Genomic DNA, 21,742 nt, shown 5'->3' on the forward strand with positions numbered 1-21,742 from the left:
CGCCGACGCTCCGCGTGGGCTCCTTCCTCCGCCTTGCAGCTGCACGCACCAGACCCCGCTCCCTGATCCAGCCTGATCCAAACGAAAGACCCTAGGTCGCCCGGCCCGGGCAGCGGCCGGCTCCCCTCGGTGACCGGATCGAGCCGGCCGTCGCCCCGGATCAGGAACAGCATGTCGCAGCCGGCCGGTACGGCCTGATCTGCGGGCCTCGTCACCATGGACGCCCCGTCCTCGTACCTCCGGGGCAGTGCCACCCCGGTCAGCTCCGTACCGAACAGGACCTCGCCGGGCCGGAGCCGGCGGAACAGCACCCACAACAGCGCGGTTCCGGTGATGCCTCCCGCCATCCCGACACCGACGCTGCCGAGGAAGTTCAGCGCTTCGCTGACGACGTGACGACCGGTGCTCGCCTCGACGAAATGGAAGACGAGCGCTCCCAGGATGCCGCCGACCGGGTCGATGAGGGAGCCCTCCCAGACCAGGATGTGCTGCGGCCGTTCCTTCGGCCGGACGAAGCTGAGCAGCGGCCCGACCACGGTCGGTCCGGAGACCACCAGGATCGCGCCCAGCATGACGGCCGCCCGCCGGTCCATGCCCAGCAGCGGCATGGCGAGGAGCGTGCCGAACACCCAGGTGATCAGGACCCCGATCCAGATCAGTCCGATGACGACGCGGCGGACATGGCCCTTCAGTTTCCTGAGATCGAGCCCGAGACCCGCGTCGTAGAGGATCACCGCGACGGCGAGCGACACGAGAGGGGAGAACGCCGGACCCAGCCGCCGGTGCGGGTCGAGTTCGTCCACCAGCGCGCCGGCGGCGAACCCGACCGGCAGCAGCACGATGAGTGCCGGGATACGGAGCCGGGCTCCAGGACCTGCGATCCGACGGCGAACACCAGGGTCGGTCCCACGCCCAAGAGGACCTGATCCGTCGTCATGCAGCGCCTCCGCGGTGCCCGGTCATCCGACCAGCCGGTGGATGCTCCCGACACCGGCGACCCGGGGACCCGGCAGCATCGAGCACCACGGCGCAACCGTCATTCCTGCCACGGGGTGATCCCCCAGCGAACCGTGTGCTCCTCACCGGGCCCCAGAGTGACAAGTCCCGTGCCGGTGCGGAACGCGTCCGGCGGGCACGACATCGGCTCGATGGCGACGGAGCGGCGGCGCTCCCCTTCGGGCAGGGTGTCACCGGTGTACAGCTGGACGTGATCGGCGCCCTCACCGAGCCATACGTCGGTACCCCATGCGCCGGAGGAATGGGCGAGGCTCACGACGGCCCGCCCTCGCGCATCCCGGTCGAGGTCGCCGAACGGGGTGTCCAGCCGCTGGGTCCCGATGGCCCGAGGCATACGGAAGTCGTACGGAGTGTCCTGGACCGGTTCGGCAGCCACCGGCAGCCCCCGCTCGCCGGTGCGCAGCCGTGTCCGCGCCGGCACGGTCAGCAGCGCGTCGTCCACGGTCCTGGTGCCGACCGTGAGGTAGGGGTGCTGGCCGACCCCGTAGGGTGCGGCGTTCTCGCCGAGGTTGCGTGCGATGACGGCCACACCGAGGCCGTCTTCGTCCAGGGTGTACTCGGCGCGGACCCGGAGGTGGAAGGGGTAGCCGGGCTGGGGCCACAGGGAGACATCGAGCACCGCCCGGTCGTCCTGCGCCTCGACGATCCGCCACGATGTCCAGCGGAGCAGGCCGTGGATGGCGTTGCCGTTCTCCGGTTCGGTCAGAGGCAGTTGCTGGTCCTGCCCGTCCCAGCGGTAGCGGCCGTCCTGGATCCGGTTGGGCCACGGCGCGAGGATCTGACCGCGCCCGCCGGTGATCCGGTCGTCCGGCGCGAATCCGTCGAGTACCAGCCGGTCGCCGACGGCGTAATGGCGTAGGGCCGCTCCGAGTTCGACGACGACAGCGCTCCGGTCCCCGTGCCGGAGGGTCAGCTGTCGTCCGGTCCGGCTCTCGTGCACGCGTGGCCTCCTCGGTCTGCTCGACTGCGGACGGCCCGCAAGCCCGGGCTGGGTGGCGGCCGGGCCGTCGGCCGCCTCTCGGGAGCGTGCGGACAACGACCTGGCGAGTCAAGCGGGACACGAGCGTCCTGCCCGATGGCCGGGCAAGTTCGCCCACTGGGGGCATACGTGGCGGTTCACGGCGCCCGGCCGCCAGTCCACTGCACCGGGGCCACGGTGTGGTCGACCGGCTACGCCGTGACACCGGCCGGGCGGGGCCGAGGCCCGTACTCCGTGCAGACCAGGCGCGGGTATCCGCTCTGTCGGATAGTGGTGGGTGGGGCTCGGGGCTTCCTACCAACGGAGCCACGATGGACGAACGCTATCCGCCGATCGCCGAGCACGGGCTGGTCGGCGATCTGCAGACTGCGGCGCTCGTCTCGTCGAGGGGCGTCGTCGACTGGTTCGCCGCTCCCCGGTTCGACTCGCCCAGCATCTTCGCGGCGCTGCTCGACGTCGAACGCGGGGGGTATTTCCAGCTGGCGCCGGAGCAGCCCGGCATCAGCTGCAAGCAGCTCTACTACCCCGACACTGCGGTCCTGGTGACACGGTTCATGTCACCGGACGGGGTGGGCGAAGTGGTCGACTACATGCCACCCGACCTGACGGGTACCGCCACCGACCGGCACACCCTGGTCCGTGTGGTGCGGGTCGTGCGGGGGACCGTCGGTTTCACGCTCAGGTGCCGGCCGCGTTTCGACTACGGCCGGGCCGAGCACGAGCTCGACCTCGGTCCCGACGGCGCTCTCTTCCGGACCCCTGGCCTCAGCGCCCACCTGCAGAGCACCTTCCCACTGAAGCGCGACGGCCGGGATGTACGGGGCACGGTGACCCTGAAGGCGGGCGAGGTCGGCAGCGCCGTGTTCACCGTCTGCGATCCGGGCGGCGAGGCTCCCCCGCCCCTGACCATCGACGGGATCACCGCACGGTCCTGGGACGTCATCCACTTCTGGAAGGCGTGGCTGCGCACCTCCCGCTACCGGGGCCGGTGGCCAGAGCTCGTGCACCGCTCGGCCATCACCTTGAAGCTGCTCATCTACGCCCCCACCGGAGCCATGGTCGCCGCGGCGACCATGGGGCTGCCGGAACAGGTCGGCGGAGAGCGCAACTGGGACTACCGGTACACCTGGATCCGCGACGGCTCGCTGTCCGTCCGTGCCCTGATGGATCTCGGCTTCGTCGAGGAGGCGACCGCGTTCGTCCACTGGCTGGTCGCCCGGCTGCAGGAGCGCGAGGGAAAGGGCGGGGAGCCGCTGCAGACCATGTACCGGGTGGACGGTGACCCGAACCTGCCCGAGCAGACCCTGCCGCACTTCGAGGGGTATCAGGGCTCGTACCCCGTCCGTGCGGGCAACGGCGCGGCCGGCCAGCTCCAGCTGGACATCTACGGCGAAGCCGTCTATGCACTGTCGCAGGGCTGCGAGATCAGGCAGCAGGCCACTTACTCGGGCTGGAAGGCGCTCACCAGGACGCTCGACTGGCTCGCCGACGCATGGGACCGGCCGGACGAGGGTATCTGGGAGACCCGCGGCGGCCGCAAGGACTTCACGTACAGCCGGATGATGACGTGGGCCGCCTTCGACCACGGGCTGCGCCTGGCGGACGTCTACCGCAGGCCTGCCGACACCGTCAGGTGGACGAGGACCAGGGACGCGATTTTCGATCAGATCATGGAGCGTGGCTGGAGCGAATCGGAGAAGGCCTTCGTCCAGCAGTACGGCGGCGACGTGCTGGACGCCTCGCTGCTGCTGATGCCGAGAGTCGGGTTCATCGCCCCCAAGGACCCGGCCTGGCTGTCCACGCTGGACGCCATGGATCGCACGCTCGTCTCGGACAGCCTCGTCTACCGCTACGACCCGGCGGCCTCACCCGACGGGCTGCGCGGCTCCGAGGGCACATTCAGTCTCTGCACCTTCCTGTACGTCGACGCGATGGCCCGCGCGGGCCGTCTCCTGCTGGCGAGATACGCCTTCGAGAAGATGCAGACCTACGCCAACCATGTCGGGCTCTTCGCCGAGGAGATCGGCCCGAGCGGGGAGCAACTGGGCAACTTCCCGCAGGCATTCACCCACCTGTCCCTGATCATGGCCGCCACCACGCTCGACGCGGCGCTCGATCTGGAGGAGGGCCGCTGACCCTGCCGCCCCGGCAGCCGCCAGGAGACCGCCCGCCCGGGCAGCCGCCCGGCCGGCTCTCCGAGAGGATCACGGCCCATGGCCACACAGCCACGCCAGGCAGCAGCGTTCTCGGTGAGCGCCGCGGAGTTCGCCGGTCTCCATGCGCGCTTCGCCGGCGGGCCGCCCCGGGTATTGCCGGCCGCGGCGCCCTGGACAACATCACACCGCGGCAGGTGCGGGCGGCGGCGGATGATGTCGGATCGGGGCTCACGGTGACGATGGCGGCGCCCGTGGAGACCCGGCAGGGGCCGGACAACCCCGATCCCTGCCGACATGTGATGACCGGCGCGGTCGTGGGCGCCGTCGAGGCGAGCCGGCTGCAGTTCGCGAGGGACCGCATCGCCATGAACGTGCACGGTGACGCCGGCCCCACCCCACAGCCATGGAGTTCCTGGCGGAGCGGCAAGGCGCGGCCCGGGTTGCCGGCGGGCGTCAGCCTCCGGTGGCGAAGCCGGGGAAGAGTGTCATTCCGCCGTCCACGTACAGCGTGGCGCCCACGACATAGTCGAGCAGATCGGATGCCACCGCGACGACAGCGTTGGCGATGTCCTCCGGTTCCCCGACCCGGCGGTACGGGATCAGCCGCAGGAGGTCGGACTCGGCCTCGGGGGTGTCCCAGGCACTCCTGTTGATGGGGGTGCGGATGGCGCCGGGCGCAACGGCGTTCACCCGGATTCCCTGGGGGGCCAGCTCCTGTGCGAGGGTCTCCATCATCATGCCCACGCCGCCTTTGGAGGAGGCGTAGTTCACGTGGCCCGCCCAGGGGACGATCTGGTGGACCGAGCTCATGCAGACGATTTTCCCGGCAGACCGGGAGACCTCCGGCACGACGCCGCGCCGCATGAACTCCTTGGCGGCCTCCCGCGCACAGAGGAACTGGCCGGTGAGGTTGACGTCGATGACCTTCTGCCACTGGGCGAGCGTCATCTCCACACTCGGCGCATCCCGCTGGAGGCCCGCGTTGGCCACCAAGATGTCGATGGTGCCGAACTCCTCGACCATGCGGGCGACCATGCCGACGACCTGCTCCTCGTCGGACACATCGGCCTGGTGGGCGTAGGCGCGGACCCCGAAGCCCCTGATCTCCGCGACGACCTTCTCGGCATCGTCCTCACCGACGACGTGGTTGACCACGACGTCCGCACCGGCCCGTCCGAGTGCGATCGCGGTCGCCTTGCCGATACCCGAATTGGCCCCGGTCACCAGCGCTTTCTGCCCTGCGACGAGCCGCCCGGACATTGCGCCCCGGACCTCACCGGTACTTCCAGCCACCACGACTTCTCCTTCGGCACTCAGGGCGGCCCGTCGGCAGACATCGCCGCCGGGCGGGCCGCTGAACCGGCAGTCGCTTGCGGAAAGGGCGTCGCGGCGTCACCACATCGTCCTGCCGGGAGCGGAAGTGATCCCTCTCGCACCGCACCACGTTCCCCAGGAAGGGAACACCGAGCGCGGCGAGCGGTCCGGACCCGGCGCGCAGAGCGGTCCGGGCGGGGCGGGAATGTCACGCAACCGGGCCAATGAGCCGCCCGGGACGTCCGACGCCGCCGGCCGCGCAGGCGGTCCCGCCCGGAGCCCCGCTTCCGGGCGCCGACGCCTTGCGCACGCCGGGCGGCAGTGGCCGATTCGCAGTCCGACGCCACTCTCCGCCCCCTTGTTGAAACGGTTCATCCCTGGCTAACGTCCAGCAGCGAAGCGGGCGTTGCCGAGCAAGGAGAATCATGAGCCGTAAGGACAGCCACTCTCTCCCCTGGCACATGGACGTGTCCCCCGGATCGGGCGGACTGCCGCCCCGGTCCTGGTACGCGGGGTCGGACGCACTGCGGATGTCGTTGAACGGGGAGTGGCGGTTCCGGCTCTCGCCGACCGCGACCACCGAGGACGTGTCGTTCGCACGGCCCGGGTTCGACGCGTCCGGCTGGGAGACGGTCACGGTGCCCGGGCACTGGGTGCTGCAAGGGGCCGGCGGAGCGCCCGCGTACACCAATGTCGTCTACCCGTTCCCGGTCGACCCGCCGCACGTGCCGACCGAGAATCCGACCGGTGACCACGTGCAGACCTTCGACCTGCCCGACGGATGGCCGGCGGGCGGCGACGTCGTGCTGCGGTTCGACGGGGTGGAGTCAGCCGCCCGCGTCTGGCTCAACGGCGAGGAGCTGGGCGATTTCAAGGGGTCGCGGCTGCCGCACGAGTTCGCGGTCGGCGGCATCGTGCGGGCCGGGGGCAACGTCCTGGCCGTCCGCGTGCATCAGTGGTCGTCCGGGAGCTATCTGGAGGACCAGGACCAGTGGTGGCTGCCCGGGATCTTCCGGGACGTCACACTGCTGCACCGGCCACAGGGCGCGCCCCGGGACTTCTTCGTGCACGTCGGCTACGACCATCACGCCGGGGCCGGCACCCTGCTGGTGGCGTGCGACGGGGCCGGGGGCCGGGTGGTCGTGCCCGAGCTGGGGGTCGACGTCGCGACGGGTGAGGCGGTGACCGTGCCGGTCGAGCCGTGGACCGCCGAGACGCCCCGGCTGTACGACGGCGAGCTGGTGACACCGGGCGAGCGGATCCCGTTGCGGATCGGCTTCCGTACAGTCGTCGTCGAGGACGGGGTCGTCCAGGTCAATGGCCGGCGCGTGCTGTTCCGTGGCGTGAACCGGCACGAGTTCCACCCTGAGACCGGGCGCGCCGTGGACGCGGAGACCATGCGGCGCGATCTGGTGCTGATGAAGCGGCACCACATCAATGCCGTACGGACCAGCCACTATCCGCCGCATCCGGCGTTTCTGGATCTCTGTGACGAGCTCGGGCTCTGGGTGATCGACGAGTGCGATCTGGAGACTCATGGCTTTGTCGACCTGGAGTGGCGCAACAACCCGGTCGACGACGAACGGTGGACCCCGGCGCTCCTCGACCGGGCCGCGCGGATGGTCGAGCGCGACAAGAACCACGCGTCGGTGATCATCTGGTCGCTGGGCAACGAATGCGGGTCGGGGCGCGGACTGACCGCGATGGCCGACTGGATCAAGGGCCGGGATCCGGACCGGCTGGTGCACTACGAGGGCGATCTGTCCTGCAAGGACGTCGACCTGTACTCGCGGATGTATCCGACGCACGCCGAGGTCGAGCTGATCGGGAAGCGGGCCGAGGACCCGTGGGGCGACCCGGAGCTGGACGCCCGGCGGCGCGCCATGCCGTTCATCATGTGCGAGTACGGGCACGCGATGGGCAACGGCCCCGGCGGGCTGAGCGAATACCAGCGGCTCTTCGAGCAGTACGAGCGCTGTCAGGGCGGGTTCGTCTGGGAGTGGATCGACCACGGTCTTGCCCACCCGGAGCACAGCTTCGCCTACGGCGGGGATTTCGGCGAGGAACTCCACGACGGCAACTTCGTCTGCGACGGACTGCTCTTCCCCGACCGCACCCCCTCCCCCGGGCTGATCGAGTACAAGAAGGTCATCGAGCCGGTACGGATCGAGGCCGGGACGTCGGCGGGCACGGTCAGGATCGGTAACGGGTACGACTTCGCAGGACTGGACCACGTGGAGTTCGTCTGGTCGCACGAGGTGGACGGCGAGGTCCGCGGCTCGGGCCCGCTCACCGTGCCCGACGTGGCACCCGGAGCCCACACCGAGGTGCGGCTCCCCGCGGACGGCGCGGGCGTGTGGACCGTGCGGGCGCTGCTCGCCGAGGACACCGCGTGGGCGGAGCGGGGGCATGTGGTGGCGTGGGGGCAGGTGGAGGTCGATGCGGCGGTCCCGGCCGCGGCCGCGGTGCGCCGGCGTCCGGAGACGGCTGAGGGGGTGATCACGCTCGGGGGAGGTGTCTTCGACGCGCGGAGCGGGGCGCTGGTACGGATCGGGGGCGTGCCGGTGGAGGGGCTGCGGCTCGATGTGTGGCGGGCGCCGACCGACAACGACAACGGTGCGGCCTGGCAGCCGGACGAGCGGTACGGGCTGCGGTGGCGGGAGTTGGGGCTGCATCGGATGCGTCAGCGGATCGACGCCGTGGAGGTGGGCGAGGAGTCGTTGACCGTACGGACGTGGGTGGCGCCCGCAGGAGTGGACTCGGGGCTGCGTACCGAATACCGGTGGACCGCCGACGGGGAACGGCTCGGGCTCACCGTGTCCGTGGCACCCGAGGGCGACTGGCGGGTGCCGCTGCCCCGGCTCGGGGTCCGGTTCGGGCTGCCTGCCGCGTACGGCGAGGCACGGTGGTTCGGCGGCGGGCCCGGCGAGGCGTATCCGGACACCCGGGCCGCGTCGGTGCTCGGGCGGTGGGAGATGCCCGTGGACGCGATGCAGACCCCGTACGTCCGGCCGCAGGAGAACGGCGCGCGGGCCGACGTCCGGTGGGCGGAGCTGACGGACGGCGGCGGTGCGGGGCTGCGGGCCGAAGGGACTGCGCCGTTCTGGTTCACCGCCCGTCGGTGGACGAGCGAACAACTGGATGCGGCGGAGCATCTGCCGGATCTGGTGGCCGGGGAGACCGTCTGGGTCAATCTGGATCACGCGATGCAGGGCATCGGTTCGCAGTCGTGCGGTCCGGGCGTGCTGCCGCAGTACCGGCTAGACGCGGCGGCGGCACAGTTCTCGTTCGTGTTCTCGACCGTGGAGTGAGCAGGGCCCGTTCCTCCTCGGTGACCGCGAGGCCGAGCACATCGGCTGCGGCCACCGAAGGGCCCTGCCGCCGGCCCGATGCCGGTGGGGCGTGACCGCGCAGTCGCCGGTGACCTGCGCCGACGCTGTGACAGGATTGCCGCACCATGACCACCAGCACCTCGAGCCGCCGCGCCCCGGGTACCGATGAACAGGCAGGGCCCGCGCGATGAGAGGCCGTGCGAAGCCACCGCCGGCGCCTCTGCCGCAGCGGGACGGGATCGATCCGGTCAGGGTGCGGCTCCCCGAGGATCCGGGCGAGGAGTGGGCGACGGTCCGCGATCATCTGCTGGCGCGGTTCGCCGGTGCGATCGGGGCGGACCGGGTGGACGCCATGTTCGCCGAGGACCGGTTCGTCTCGGTGCAGGGGCCTGTGGCCCCCGACGAGCCGTACACAGCAGGCCGTTTCCTCTGGTTCCACCGGGACTTCGCGCCCGAGGAGCCGGTGCCGTTCCCGGTCGGTGTGGTGTATCGCGACGCCCGGCTCGTCATCGCCGACAAGCCGCACTTCCTTGCCACGACACCGCGCGGCCGGCACATCACCGAGACGGCCGTGGCGCGGCTCCGCCGGGAACTGGGGCTTCCCTCGCTGCAGCCCGCGCACCGGCTGGACCGGCTGACCGCGGGCCTGGTGCTCTGCGTCGTACGGCCCGAGGACCGCGGCGCGTACCAGACGCTGTTCCGGGACAAGCTGGTGCGCAAGGAGTACGAGGCGGTGGCACCGTACGACCCCGCGATCGCCTTCCCCCGTACGGTACGGAGCCGGATCGTCAAGGAGCGCGGGGTGATCGCCGCCCGGGAGGAGCCGGGCGAGGCGAACAGCGAGAGCCGGATCGAACTGCTGGAGCACCGGGAGGGGCTCGGCCGCTACCGGTTGCTGCCCGCCACCGGCCGGACCCATCAGCTGCGGGTGCACATGAACGGTCTGGGGCTGCCGCTCGTCGACGATCCGGTCTATCCGGTGATCGAACCGGAGGGTGCGGCGGACGACTGGACACGTCCGCTGCAACTCCTGGCCCGGGTACTGGAGTTCACCGATCCGGTCACGGGCGGGCCGCGCCGCTTCGAGAGCGGGCTGCGGCTGTCGGCGTGGCCGGACCGGTGAGACCCGGCGCGGTCAGTGGCCCCGGGCGATCCACTCGTCCAGGTGGGGTGCCTCCGCGCCGATCGTGGTGGAGTCGCCGTGTCCGGTACGGACGGTGGTCTCCGCGGGCAGCGCGAGCAGCCGGTCCCTGATCGACTCGACGATCGTCGGGAAGTGCGAGAAGGACCGTCCGGTGGCGCCGGGGCCGCCCTGGAAGAGCGTGTCCCCGGTGAAGACGGTGGCCAGCTCGGGGGCGTACAGACAGACCGCACCCGGGGCATGACCGGGCGTGTGCAGGACCTGGAGCGTGGTCCCGGCGATCTCCAGCTCCTGACCCTCGGCCAGTTCGGCGTCGGGGGTGCGGTGCGGGTGGGTCTGCTTCCACAGCGGCAGATCGTCGGGGTGCAGCAGGATCGGCGCACCGGTGGCGTCGGCGAGGGCCGGGGCCGCGTCGATGTGGTCGTTGTGCGCGTGCGTGCAGACGATGGCACGCAGCGTACGGCCGCCCAGCGCGGCCTCGATGGCAGCGGCGTCATGGGCGGCGTCGATGACGATCGCCTCGGTGTCGTCGCCGACGATCCAGACGTTGTTGTCGACGTCCCACTCGCCGCCGTCGAGGGCGAAGGTGCCGGACGTGACGAGGTGGTCGATGCGGGCGGTCATCAGAAGACCACCACCGAGCGCAGCACGTCGCCACCGTGCATCCGGGTGAAGGCCTGCTCGATGTCGCCGAGTCCGATGGTCTCGGTGACGAACGCGCCGAGGTCGATCCGGCCCTGCTGGTGCAGGTCGATGAGCATCGGGAAGTCGCGCGAGGGCAGGCAGTCGCCGTACCAGGAGGACTTGAGCGAGCCGCCGCGGCCGAACACGTCGATCATCGGGAGTTCGATCTGCAATTCCGGTGTGGGGACGCCGACCAGAACGACGGTGCCTGCGAGGTCGCGGGCGTAGAACGCCTGCTTGTACGTCTCCGGGCGGCCGACCGCCTCGATGACGACGTCGGCGCCGTTGCCGCCGGTCAGGGAGCGGATCGCCTCGACCGGGTCGGTGGCACGGGAGTTGACGGTGTGCGTGGCACCCATCTTCTTCGCCATGTCCAGCTTGCGGTCGTCGATGTCCACCGCGATGATCTTCGCCGCGCCGGCCAGCCGCGCGCCGACGACGGCGGCGTCGCCGACGCCGCCGCAGCCGATGACGGCGACCGAGTCGCCGCGGCCGACCTCGCCGGTGTTGATGGCGGCGCCGATGCCCGCCATGACGCCGCAGCCGAGCAGCCCGGCGACGGCCGGGGAGACCTCGGGGTCGACCTTGGTGCACTGGCCCGCGGCGACCAGGGTCTTCTCCGCGAACGCACCGATACCGAGTGCGGGCGACAGTTCGGTGCCGTCCAGCAGCGTCATCTTCTGCCGGGCGTTGTGGGTGTTGAAGCAGTACCAGGGGCGGCCGCGCAGACACGCCCGGCACTGCCCGCAGACCGCACGCCAGTTGAGGACGACGAAGTCGCCGGGCTCGACGTCCGTGACGCCGTCGCCGACGGACTCCACGATGCCCGCGGCCTCATGACCGAGCAGGAACGGGAAGTCGTCGTTGATTCCGCCCTGCTTGTAGTGCAGATCGGTGTGACAGACGCCGCACGCCTGGATCTTCACGACGGCCTCGCCGGGGCCGGGGTCCGGGATCACGATCGTCTCGACCCGTACCGGCTCGTTCTTCCCCGGTGCGATGACCCCTTGTACCTGCTGCGCCATACCGCGGTCTCCCTTTTCGTGACGGTCCGGGCTTCTGTGACGTACGCCCGATGCCCGGTGATCGAACGCGAACAACCGTACGCGGTGGGTGGGTGTCACGGCAGCGGTGGCGCGGTGGCGCGCGGCAGGGCGGCCCCGCCGGAGGTTCCGCGGGGCCGCCTACCGGTGTGTCAGGCCTCCCTGTCGTGGACCCGGCGTCCGCCGACGTACGTCTGGAGGACACGGGTGGCGCCGATCTCCTCGGGCGGGCCCGCGTACACGTCGCGGTCCAGGACCACCAGGTCGGCGAGGGCTCCGGCCCGGACGGAGCCGGTGTCGTCCAGGTGGTTCACATGGGCCGAGCCTGCCGTGTACGCGGAGATGGCGGCCGTGAGTCCGATGCGCTCCCCGGGCAGGAAGACCGGTCCCTCGCCGTCCGGGGCGATCCGGTTGACCGCGGTGTGGATGCCGTGCAGCGGTTCGGCGCTGCTGACCGGCCAGTCGCTGCCCGCCGCGACGGTTGCGCCGGACCGCAGCAGTGCGCCGAACGGGTACTGCAGCGCGGCGCGTTCGTCGCCGAGATAGGGGATGGTCAGCTCGTCCATCTGCGGTTCGTGGGCGGCCCACAGCGGCTGGATGTTGGCTGTGGCACCGAGCTCGCGGAACCGGGGGATGTCGTCGGGGTGGACGATCTGGAGGTGGGCGAGGTGGGGCCGGGTGTCGGTGCGGCCGTTGGCGGTGCGGGCTGCCTCGACGGCGTCGAGTGCCTCGCGCACGGCACGGTCGCCGAGGGCGTGGAAGTGGGTCTGGAAGCCGAGGGCGTCCAGTTCGGTGACGTACCGGCGCAGCTCGACGGGGTCGACGAAGCTGGTGCCGCTGTTGGTGGTGGCGCAACCGCAGGCGTCGAGGTACGGGGTGAGCAGGGCGGCGGTGCCGGTCTCCGCGACCCCGTCCTGCATGATCTTCACCGAGCCGGCCCGGAACCGTCCGCCCGTCAGCTCCCGTCGCCTGGCGACGAGTTCGGGTATCTGCTCGGCGCCGCGCTCGCGGTCCCACCAGAGGGCGCCGACGACACGGGCGGTCAGCGATCCGTCGCGGGCCGCGGTCAGATAGGCGTCGGACGCATCGTCCATCGAGCCGTAGACGCCGACGATGGCGTCCTGCCAGGCGGTGATCCCGTACGAGTGGAGGAGGCGCTGGGCGCGGAGCAGGGCGGTGAGCCGGTCGGCGGGCGTGGAGCGCGGGGTGTGCTGGGCGACCAGGTCCATGGCGCCCTCCTGGAGGAGTCCGGTGGGCTCGCCCCGGTCGTCGCGTTCGATGCGGCCGTCGGCCGGGTCGGGGGTGTCGCGGGTGATGCCGGCGAGCGTCAGGGCGCGGGTGTTGACCCAGGCGCCGTGATGGTCGCGGTTGACCAGGAAGACGGGGCGGTCGGGTACGACGGTGTCGAGCCGGTCCCGGGTCGGGCTGCCGCCGTCGAAGGCCTCCATGGACCAGCCGCCGCCGGTGATCCACTCCTGGTCCGGGTGGCTGTCGGCGTAGGCCCGTACCTCGGCGAGGGTGGCTGCCGCCGTACGGGACTCCGTGAGGTTGCACTGCGCGAGTTCGAGGCCGGCGGTGACCGGGTGGATGTGCGCGTCCTGGAAGCCGGGCACGAGCAGCCGGCCTGAGAGATCGACGACTTCGGTCCTCGGACCGATCAGTTCACGCACCTCGTCGTGACCGACGGCGGTGATGCGGTCGCCGGTGACGGCCACCGTGGTGGCGCGGCTGCGGGCCGGGTCCATGGTGAGGACGGGGCCGCCGGTGAGGACGAGATCGGCGGGGGTGCGGTGCATGGGTGGTTCCGTTTCCGTGGGAGTCGTGGAGTGGCGCGCTCGGGATCAGACCGCTTCGGTGACCGCGGGTTCGGCAGGGGCGAAGGAACGGCCGGTGACGAAATACGGGGACTTCCTTACCCACTTGGCCCAGGCCGCCGCGCCCACGCCGGTCAACAGCATGGCCGCCGGACAGAAGAGCATGAACCAGCCGTTGTCCGGGCTGATCGCGAAGTGGTCGGCGGAGGTGTAGAAGGACCAGCAGAGATAGCCGCCGAGGCCGAGCAGTGCGACGGCACTGAGCACCGGGAGTACGACGGCACGCAGCGCCTCGGAAGGGCTTTCGCGCAGCAGGCCGCGGAAGCGGGCGGCGGCGGCCAGCGCGGTGAGCGCGTAGTAGACCGAGACGACGACGCCGATCGCGTTGACGGAGGCCAGGATCAGGTCGCCGACCTTCGGGATGACCAGGGACAGAACCGCGACGGCGGCGGCGACACAGCCGATCGCGACCGTTCCGGCTGCCGGTGTGCCGAACCGCGGGCTGACCTTGGTCCAGAGCGGGCCGAGCGTACGGTCCCGGCTCATCGCGAACATGCCGCGCACGGTCGGGATCACACCGGACTGGAGGGAGGCCACGGCGGAGAAGGTGAGGGCGATCAGCGGGAGCGCGGCGAGCGGCTGGTCGGCGAGCCGGTCGCCGAAGTAGGTGAGCCCCTGAGCGCCGTGACCGGTCAGCTCGTCCAGCGAAAGCACCCGCTGGAAGGCGAAGGAGCCGAGGAGGAAGAGGCCGAGCATGGTGAAGAGGGTGATGAGCCCGGCCCTGGAGGCGTCCTGCGGGTCGCGGACCTCCTCGTTGACGCTGAACGAGGACTCGAATCCCCAGTAACAGAAGACCGAGAGGAGAAGCCCCTGGGCGAGCTGCTGCCCGGAGGGGATGGTGAACGGGTTGATCCAGTCCAGGCTGAACAGGTGCGGGCCGACGAACAGTCCGTACCCGCAGAACCCGAGCAGCACGACGTACTCGAAGACGAGCAGGTACTTCTGCAGGTTGGCGGCGGACCGTATGCCGGTGATCGCGGTGAAGGTGACGGCGATCAGGACGGCGATGCCGAGGGCGGTCGACTGGGCGGTGGAGTCCGGGTCGAGGTGGAGCCCGGCGAGGCTGTGCAGCCCGCCCTCGCCCGCGAGTTGGAGCAGGGCGGATCCGGTGACCGTCGTGGTGTACGAGAGGAAGACGACCGTGGAGACGATGCCGATCCAGCCGACGAGGAAGCCGAGCCAGGGGCTGAGGGAGCGACCGACCCAGACGTAGCCGCTGCCCATGTTCGGCTCGACCCGGTTGAGCCGGGAGTAGGCGCTCGCGATGCCCAGGATGGGCAGGAAGCCGAGCAGCATGATGATCGGCAGATGGAGGCCGACGGCGCCCGCGGTGACGCCGAGACCGATGCCGATGCTCGTGGTCGTGGCGGTGGAGGACGCGGCGATGGCGAACCCGTCGACGACGCCGAGGCTCTTCCTGAGGGACGCGGCTCCTGGTGGGTCGCTGCCGTAGGGGGTGGGTGAGTCCGTCACGGTGGCTCCTTCGCCGAGGGGCGCTCTTCGGCCCCGATGGCGGCACATCGAACTCCTCGGGGGTTCCGCACGTCAACGCTGTTGTCATAAGGTGCGCCGCATGAGTGCGAGCGAGCGGGTGGTGGCTGAGGGGGCGCGGCGCCGCAGGCGTCCCACCAAGCAGGGCACGGTGCTGTCGGAACAGCTGATCGTGGAGACGGCGCTGCGGCTGATCGGCGAGCACGGGGCGGCGGCGCTCACCGTGCGCCGGCTAGGCGCCGCCCTGGGGTGCGATCCGAGCGCGATCTACCGGTACTTCCGGGACACGGACGAGCTGCTGCTCGCGGTGGCCGACGAGCTGATCGGCCGTACGCTGTCCGGCTGGCGGGCGACCGGAGACTGGCGGGCCGACCTGCGTGACCTGGGGTTGCGCATGCATGCCGACTATCTGGCCCATCCGCAGGCGGCCCTGCTGACGTGTGCCCGGGTCACCGGCCGTACGCACGAGATCCAGGCGGTGGAGACCATCCTCGGGATTCTGCGCGGGGCGGGCTTCCCGGACGGCGAGGCGGTGCGGATCTACCACGTGTTCGTCGACCAGACGCTGTCGTTCGCAGCGCTGGACGCGTCGACGCTGGTGCTGTCGGAGCGGGCCCGCGCGCTGGAGGTGCAGACATGGCCGCAGACCTACGCACGACTGGAGCGGACCACGCATCCGCACATCGCGGCGACCGCGCCGGTGCTGGTGGCGGAGATGGGCCGCAGCGGCTATCCGGCGGCACTGGAGATGATGCTCGCGGCGGCCGCGGCGCGGCTGCAGCATGTGACAGCGAGCCCGTCCGGCGCCTGAGGCCGGGCCCGCAGCGCGGTGAACGACCGGCTCGTGCATGGCGCGCCCCGAGGAACGGCCTCAGGGCGCGAGGACGTCCAGCTCGTGCAGGGCGCCCACGGCGATCTCCTTCGTCAGCCGCTCGGACTCCACCGCGTCGCCCTCCCGCACCGCCTCCGCGAGCCGTACGTGGAGTGTGACCGCCGCCGGGTCGGGGTCCTCGAACATCACCTGGTGGTGGGTACGCCCTGCCAGGACCTCGGCGACGACGTCCCCGAGGCGCGCGAACATCTCGTTCCCGGAGGCGTTGAGCACGATCCGGTGGAACGCGATGTCGTGTTCCAGATACCGCTCCAGCTGCTGACCGCGTGAGGTCGCGACCATCCCGAGCGCGCATTCGGTGAGGGCCGCGCACTGGTCCGGCGTGGCATGCCGGGCCGCGAGCCCCGCCGCGACCGGTTCGATCGCCGAGCGCAGCACGGTCAGGGAGCGCAGCTGGCGCGGCCGGTCGGCGCCCGCCAGTCGCCACCGGATGACCTGCGGATCGTAGACGTTCCATGCCTCGGTCGGCTGCACGGTCACACCGACCCGGCGCCGGGACTCGACCAGGTGCATGGACTCCAGGACGCGGACCACTTCGCGTACGACCGTGCGGGAGACGTCGAAACGCTGGGCAAGCTCGTCGGTGCGCAGCACCTGGCCCGGCGGGCAGTCCCCCGCGGCGATCTCCAGGCCCAGGGTGTCCAGCACGTGTGTATGCAGCCCGGGGCCCTGTGTGGTCATGGACAAAGCCTACGGGGCGCTCTTCGGGAACAAAAAGTACGACGTTTATGTCACAGCATCTTGAATAAGTCGTACGTATAGGTTTCAGTAGCGCGACGGACCGATGTCGAGGAAGACGTCGACGGAGACAGCGAGGCACCACCAATGAGCACCCCCCACGTCGTCGTGGTGATGGGCGTAGCAGGGACCGGCAAGACCACGATCGGCCCCCTGCTCGCAGCCGAACTCGGCGTTCCGTACGCCGAGGGCGACGACTTCCATCCCGCGGCGAACATCGCCAAGATGTCGGCCGGCACCCCACTGGACGACTCCGACCGGTGGCCCTGGCTCGATGCGATCGGGCAGTGGGCGCACGGCCGGGCCGGACTCGGCGGCGTCGTCAGCAGTTCGGCGCTGAAGCGGGTCTACCGCGACCGGCTGCGGGCCGAGGCCCCCGGGGCCGTCTTCCTCCATCTGACCGGCGACCGCGCCCTCATCGAGGAGCGGATGGCCGAGCGCAAGGGCCACTTCATGCCGACCGCACTGCTCGATTCGCAGTTCGCCACCCTGCAGCCGCTGCAGGACGACGAGGCCGGCGTCTCCGTCGACGTGTCCGGCACCCCCGAAGAAATCACCCAGCGAGCCGTCGTCGCGTTGCGCCGGCTCGAAGTCTAAGGATCATCACCGTGACCAGTCTCAGCGTCGAGATGCTGGCAGCGGATGCCGTCGAACCCATAACTTCGGCCGGCAACGCGCAGCTGGGCATCGCCGTTCTGGCGGGCATCGCCGTCATCGTTCTGCTCATCACCAAGTTCAAGTTGCATGCCTTCCTGGCGCTGACCATCGGATCGCTCGCGCTCGGCTCCTTCGCCGGCGCCGCTCCCGCCAAGACGATCGCCAGCTTCACCGCCGGCCTCGGCTCAACGGTCGCGGGCGTCGGTGTCCTGATCGCGCTCGGCGCCATCCTCGGCAAGCTGCTCGCCGACTCCGGCGGCGCGGACCAGATCGTCGACACGATCCTCGCGAAGGCGAGCGGGCGAGCCATGCCGTGGGCCATGGTCCTGATCGCCTCGATCATCGGTCTGCCGCTCTTCTTCGAAGTCGGCATCGTGCTTCTGATCCCGGTGGTGCTGCTCGTCGCCAAGCGTGGCAACTACTCCCTGATGCGCATCGGTATCCCGGCACTCGCCGGTCTCTCCGTGATGCACGGGCTGATTCCGCCGCACCCCGGCCCGCTGGTCGCGATCGACGCCCTCGGCGCCAACCTCGGTGTCACGCTGGCGCTCGGTGTGCTGGTCGCCATCCCGACGGTGATCATCGCGGGCCCGGTCTTCTCCCGGTACGCCGCCCGCTGGGTGGACATCAAGGCGCCGGAGAAGATGATCCCGCAGCGCCCGTCCGAGGAGCTGGAGCACCGTCCCAGCTTCGGTGCCACGCTGGCGACCATCCTGCTGCCCGTCGTGCTGATGCTGGCCAAGGCCCTCGTCGACATCGTCGTGGACAACCCGGAGAACCACATCCAGCGGGTCACCGATGTGATCGGCTCGCCGCTGATCGCGCTCCTCGCGGCCGTCATAGTCGGCATGTTCACGTTGGGCCGGGCCGCCGGTTTCACCAAGGCACGGATCGCCACCACCGTCGAGAAGTCCCTCGCCCCGATCGCGGGTGTGCTGCTGATCGTCGGTGCGGGTGGCGGCTTCAAGCAGACCCTCATCGACGCCGGTGTGGGCCAGATGATCCTGGACTTCTCCAAGGACTGGTCGATCCCGGCGCTCCTGCTGGGCTGGCTGATCGCCGTCGCGATCCGGCTGGCGACCGGCTCGGCGACGGTGGCCACGATCTCGGCGGCCGGTCTGGTCGCCCCGCTCGCCGCCGACATGTCGACGTCGCACGCGGCGCTGCTGGTCCTCGCCGTCGGTGCGGGCTCGCTCTTCTTCAGCCACGTCAACGACGCCGGTTTCTGGCTGGTGAAGGAGTACTTCGGGATGAGCGTCGGCCAGACGTTGAAGACCTGGTCGGTGATGGAGACCATCATCTCCGTCGTCTCGCTGGCCTTTATCCTGCTGCTGTCGCTGATCCTCTAGCCGGACAGCCCCTGGCGACGCGCCGGATCATCGTCCGGCGCGTCGGCGGATTCCCCCCACAGCGGGTGTTCGGTCCGCGCCCAATGGCGCTCGACCGACCCGGTGCGCATGCCACGGCGTGCCTCCGGGTCGGCGAGCGCCATTGCCATGTGTCCGGCCAGCACGATCCCGATCGCGAGCGCCAGCCAGTCGTGTACGAAGGTGGCGCCGGTACGCCACATCAGCGGGGCGAGACCGGTGAACCACATCAGCACGCCGGTGCCGATCATGACCAGCACGGCGCCCGCGATCCAGGCCGCGTACAGCTTCTGGCCCGCGTTGAACTTCCCGGCCGGGCGGGACCCGGGCCGGTGGTCACGGTGTCGTACCGCCCGTAGCCACACCCGGTCGTGCGGCCCGAACCGGTTGAGCCGGGACAGGTCGGCGCGCAGCGCCCGGGAGACGAGACCGGCCAGCAGCGGTACGGGGATCAGCAGCCCGGACCATTGGTGCACGGTGACCACGAGATGGCGGCGGCCGACCAGTTCGGCGAGCTGGGGTACGTACAGGCAGGCCGCGGTCGCCACGCACACCAGCATCAGCCAGGCCGTGGTGCGGTGCACCCAGCGCTCCGCACCGCTGAAGCGGCGCATCCGCCCGGCGGGGTCAGCCGGTGGGGTCGTCGTCACGGCCGTTGGACCGCCCGACCCAGGCATCGACGTCATAACCGAGTTCCTCCCAGTAGCCGGGCTTCACGGAGTCGGTGACGGTGATCCCGGAGAGCCATTTCGCCGACTTGTAGAAGTACATCGGGGCGACATAGAGACGGACCGGACCGCCGTGCGAGTGGGCCACCGGCTTGTCCTGCATGCGCAGGGCGACCAGCACATCGGGGCGCCGTGCCTGGTCGAGGGTGAGGCTCTCGCTGTACGTGCCGTCGAAGCAGGTGAAGCGGATCGCCTTCGCTCCGGGCCGCACCCCGGCCGCGTCCAGCAGCGCGGAGAGCCGGACGCCCTCGAACGGGGTCGCGGGGACCCGCCAGCCGGTGACGCACTGGACGTCACGGACCAGCCTGGTCTGCGGCAGGGCGCGGAGCCGGTCCAGGGTGTACGTGGCGGGCCGGTCGACGAGGCCGTCGATCTTCAGCCGGTAGTCGGCGGCGCTCTTCCTCGGTACGGAAGAGGCGACGGAGTAGTAGCGGAAGCCGCCGCCGTTGGGCAGCAGCCCGGTCAGGCCGGTGGGGTCCTTGTCGGCGACCGCGCCGAGCCCGGACTCCATCACCCGCTGGAGGGCGGGCGCCGCCACGACTGCGGCGGCGCCGAACCCGAGCATGGTCAGGACCAGGCGGCGGCCGACGGGTGTGCCTTCGGCATCGGGAGGGCGACTGTTCACCCGACCATTCGAACACCCGCAGCCGCCCGTCACCAGGGGCTGCGGGTGTCCGTCACACTTCGGTAAGACGACCGGGCTCAGTGGCGGACCGCACCGCTCTCGGCCGCCTTCTCCAACTGGAACGCCTCGTTGCCCAGGCCGATCCTGGCGTGCACCTCCGGCTTCGCGGATCGCAGGACCGCGCCGTACACCAGGCCGATGACGAGCGAGGCGACCACAACGCCGGGCAGCACCCAGTTGAGCACCGAGCCCGGGCCCGAGCCGACCAGCACGTCGAAGTCCCGGACCGTGAAGACGGCGATCGCCAGCAACGCCACCCCGGCCAGGCCGGAGGCGATCAGCCGCGGCAGCTGCGCCCGGCCCGCGCCGCGCTTCACGAAGAAGGCGATCACGGCGAAGGAGGCCGCGGCCATCAGCAGGATGACGCCGAGCGCGCCGACGTTGCCCATCCAGGTGAACAGGTGCAGCACGGGGGCGGTCGGGTCACCGACCGGGTTGTCGTCGGTGAACGCGAAGGCCAGCACGATGACCAGGGAGACGACGGACTGGAGGAGCGAGCCGGTGGCGGGGGCGCCGCTGGACTTGTTGGTACGGCCGAAGGCGGCGGGCAGCAGGCTCTCGCGCCCCATCGCGAACGCGTAGCGGGCGACCACGTTGTGGAAGCTGAGCAGCGCGGCGAACATGCCGGTGACGAAGAGCACGTGCAGCACATCGGTGAAGGTCGTGCCGAGCCGGTCCTCGGTGAGACCGAACAGCAGCGCGGGACCCTCCTTGAGCGAGCTGTCCGCGATGAACCCGGGGCCCGCGGCGACGGTCAGCGCCCAGGAGCTGAGCGCGAGGAACAGCACGGCGTAGCCGACGGCGAGGAACATCACCCGGGAGACGACGATCTGCGGGCGGCTGGTCTCCTCCGCGTACACCGGGGCCTGCTCGAAGCCGACGAACGCAGCGATGCAGAAGCAGAGCGCGGTGCCGAGTCCGGCGCCGGTGAGGGTGTCGGGGTTGAAGGCGTGCAGGGACAGGCCCTCAGGTCCCGGCTTGGAGACGGCCGCGATGTCGAAGATCACGACGAGGGCGCATTCGACGACCAGAAGCACGCCGAGGACCTTGGCGTTGAGGTCGATCTTCAGCCAGCCGAGGACACCGACGACCAGTACGGCGGCGGCGGCCGGTATCCACCAGGCAACGTCCATCTCCAGGTAGGTGGAGAAGAGTCCGGAGACCTCGAAGCCGAGGATGCCGTAGATGCCGACCTGCATGGCGCTGTACGCGACGAGGGCGACGAGCGAGGCACCGGCGCCCGCGGTCGGGCCGAGCCCACGGGCGATGTAGGCGTAGAAGGCACCGGCGTTGTGGACGTGCCGGCTCATCTCCGCGTAGCCGACGCTGAACAGCATCAGGACGATGCCGAGGATGACGTACAGCAGGGGCTGGCCCACGATGCCCATCACGCCGAAGACGGTGGGCATCACCCCGGCGACGACCATCAGGGGGGCGCTTGCGGCGAGCACCGAGAGCAGCAGCCCCGCGGTGCCGAGCCGGTCCGCACGCAGGGCCCGCTCCTCACCCTTGTAGGTGCTGATGCCGCCCGTATCGCCGGTCACGCCGGTCTCACTCGTTCTCGAACTGCCCGTCGACATGGCGGGGGTGGTCCCTTCGTTGAGGAGAAACAGGGGAGAAACACTGGGAGTTGCACAACAGCGG

The 21,742-nt window shown here is 70.6% G+C and carries 17 protein-coding genes; 6 read left to right on the plus strand and 11 right to left on the minus strand.

Annotation, left to right across the window (positions count from 1 at the left end):
• Both ACIA8E_RS25525 and ACIA8E_RS25530 read right to left on the minus strand, forming a co-directional pair.
• A partial coding sequence (locus ACIA8E_RS25525; RefSeq protein ID WP_399301643.1) for a cation:proton antiporter occupies window positions 1-839 on the minus strand: 839 nt, incomplete at its 3' end.
• A 197-nt stretch (window positions 840-1,036) separates the two neighbouring features.
• Window positions 1,037-1,957, minus strand: coding sequence for an aldose 1-epimerase family protein (locus ACIA8E_RS25530; protein ID WP_399301644.1), 921 nt, complete (start codon window positions 1,955-1,957; stop codon window positions 1,037-1,039).
• Between the two features lie 350 nt (window positions 1,958-2,307).
• Here ACIA8E_RS25530 and ACIA8E_RS25535 point away from each other — a divergent pair, with 350 nt between their 5' ends.
• Complete coding sequence (locus ACIA8E_RS25535; RefSeq protein WP_399301645.1) at window positions 2,308-4,131, plus strand: glycoside hydrolase family 15 protein; 1,824 nt, start codon at window positions 2,308-2,310, stop codon at window positions 4,129-4,131.
• A gap of 474 nt (window positions 4,132-4,605) precedes the next feature.
• On the opposite strand, the gene ACIA8E_RS25540 is transcribed toward ACIA8E_RS25535, so the two are convergent.
• The gene (locus tag ACIA8E_RS25540; protein ID WP_399301759.1) at window positions 4,606-5,412 is read right to left on the minus strand and encodes an SDR family oxidoreductase; all 807 of its coding nucleotides are present in this window, start codon (window positions 5,410-5,412) and stop codon (window positions 4,606-4,608) included.
• Between the two features lie 479 nt (window positions 5,413-5,891).
• Between ACIA8E_RS25540 and ACIA8E_RS25545 the strand changes: the two genes are divergently transcribed.
• Both ACIA8E_RS25545 and ACIA8E_RS25550 read left to right on the plus strand, forming a co-directional pair.
• Window positions 5,892-8,777 carry a glycoside hydrolase family 2 TIM barrel-domain containing protein gene (locus tag ACIA8E_RS25545; protein WP_399301646.1) on the plus strand — a complete coding sequence of 962 codons (2,886 nt, stop codon included), beginning with the start codon at window positions 5,892-5,894 and terminating at the stop codon, window positions 8,775-8,777.
• 208 nt (window positions 8,778-8,985) lie between these two features.
• Entirely contained in the window at window positions 8,986-9,921 is a 936-nt protein-coding gene (locus ACIA8E_RS25550; RefSeq protein ID WP_399301647.1) for a pseudouridine synthase, read from the plus strand.
• Window positions 9,922-9,933: 12 nt separating this feature from the next.
• Here ACIA8E_RS25550 and ACIA8E_RS25555 read toward each other — a convergent pair whose 3' ends face one another.
• From ACIA8E_RS25555 to ACIA8E_RS25570, 4 genes are all read right to left on the minus strand, one after another.
• Window positions 9,934-10,563, minus strand: coding sequence for an MBL fold metallo-hydrolase (locus tag ACIA8E_RS25555; protein ID WP_399301648.1), 630 nt, complete (start codon window positions 10,561-10,563; stop codon window positions 9,934-9,936).
• Window positions 10,563-11,648: an S-(hydroxymethyl)mycothiol dehydrogenase gene (locus tag ACIA8E_RS25560; protein WP_399301649.1), complete on the minus strand. Its 1,086-nt coding sequence runs from the start codon at window positions 11,646-11,648 to the stop codon at window positions 10,563-10,565. Before ACIA8E_RS25560 ends, ACIA8E_RS25555 begins: the two co-directional genes overlap by 1 nt.
• Window positions 11,649-11,818: 170 nt before the next feature.
• The gene (locus tag ACIA8E_RS25565) at window positions 11,819-13,462 is read right to left on the minus strand and encodes an amidohydrolase (RefSeq protein WP_399301650.1); all 1,644 of its coding nucleotides are present in this window, start codon (window positions 13,460-13,462) and stop codon (window positions 11,819-11,821) included.
• Window positions 13,463-13,507: 45 nt separating this feature from the next.
• Entirely contained in the window at window positions 13,508-15,061 is a 1,554-nt protein-coding gene (locus ACIA8E_RS25570) for an APC family permease (protein WP_399301651.1), read from the minus strand.
• A 52-nt stretch (window positions 15,062-15,113) separates the two neighbouring features.
• Between ACIA8E_RS25570 and ACIA8E_RS25575 the strand changes: the two genes are divergently transcribed.
• On the plus strand, window positions 15,114-15,842 hold the full coding sequence (locus ACIA8E_RS25575) for a TetR/AcrR family transcriptional regulator (RefSeq protein ID WP_399301652.1): 729 nt from the start codon (window positions 15,114-15,116) through the stop codon (window positions 15,840-15,842).
• Between the two features lie 60 nt (window positions 15,843-15,902).
• Here the strand turns inward: ACIA8E_RS25575 and ACIA8E_RS25580 are convergent, their stop codons facing one another.
• Complete coding sequence (locus tag ACIA8E_RS25580) at window positions 15,903-16,604, minus strand: FCD domain-containing protein (protein ID WP_327124054.1); 702 nt, start codon at window positions 16,602-16,604, stop codon at window positions 15,903-15,905.
• A 144-nt stretch (window positions 16,605-16,748) separates the two neighbouring features.
• On the opposite strand from ACIA8E_RS25580, the gene ACIA8E_RS25585 reads away from it, so the two are divergent.
• On the plus strand, window positions 16,749-17,258 hold the full coding sequence (locus ACIA8E_RS25585) for a gluconokinase (RefSeq protein WP_399301653.1): 510 nt from the start codon (window positions 16,749-16,751) through the stop codon (window positions 17,256-17,258).
• 11 nt (window positions 17,259-17,269) lie between these two features.
• Window positions 17,270-18,667 (plus strand): gluconate:H+ symporter, encoded by a 1,398-nt coding sequence (locus ACIA8E_RS25590; RefSeq protein ID WP_399301654.1) that lies wholly within the window; start codon window positions 17,270-17,272, stop codon window positions 18,665-18,667.
• Here ACIA8E_RS25590 and ACIA8E_RS25595 read toward each other — a convergent pair.
• The 3 genes from ACIA8E_RS25595 to ACIA8E_RS25605 form a co-directional block, all read right to left on the minus strand.
• Window positions 18,664-19,299, minus strand: a complete 636-nt coding sequence (locus ACIA8E_RS25595) for a cytochrome b/b6 domain-containing protein (RefSeq protein ID WP_030918281.1) — start codon at window positions 19,297-19,299, stop codon at window positions 18,664-18,666. The genes ACIA8E_RS25590 and ACIA8E_RS25595 overlap by 4 nt on opposite strands.
• 13 nt (window positions 19,300-19,312) lie before the next feature.
• The gene (locus tag ACIA8E_RS25600) at window positions 19,313-19,978 is read right to left on the minus strand and encodes a molybdopterin-dependent oxidoreductase (protein ID WP_399301760.1); all 666 of its coding nucleotides are present in this window, start codon (window positions 19,976-19,978) and stop codon (window positions 19,313-19,315) included.
• A gap of 137 nt (window positions 19,979-20,115) precedes the next feature.
• On the minus strand, window positions 20,116-21,678 hold the full coding sequence (locus ACIA8E_RS25605) for an APC family permease (RefSeq protein ID WP_399301655.1): 1,563 nt from the start codon (window positions 21,676-21,678) through the stop codon (window positions 20,116-20,118).
• Between the last annotated feature and the right edge of the window lie 64 nt (window positions 21,679-21,742).

The sequence above is a fragment of the Streptomyces sp. NPDC051664 genome (assembly GCF_044453545.1).
Classification (GTDB): Bacteria; Actinomycetota; Actinomycetes; order Streptomycetales; family Streptomycetaceae; genus Streptomyces.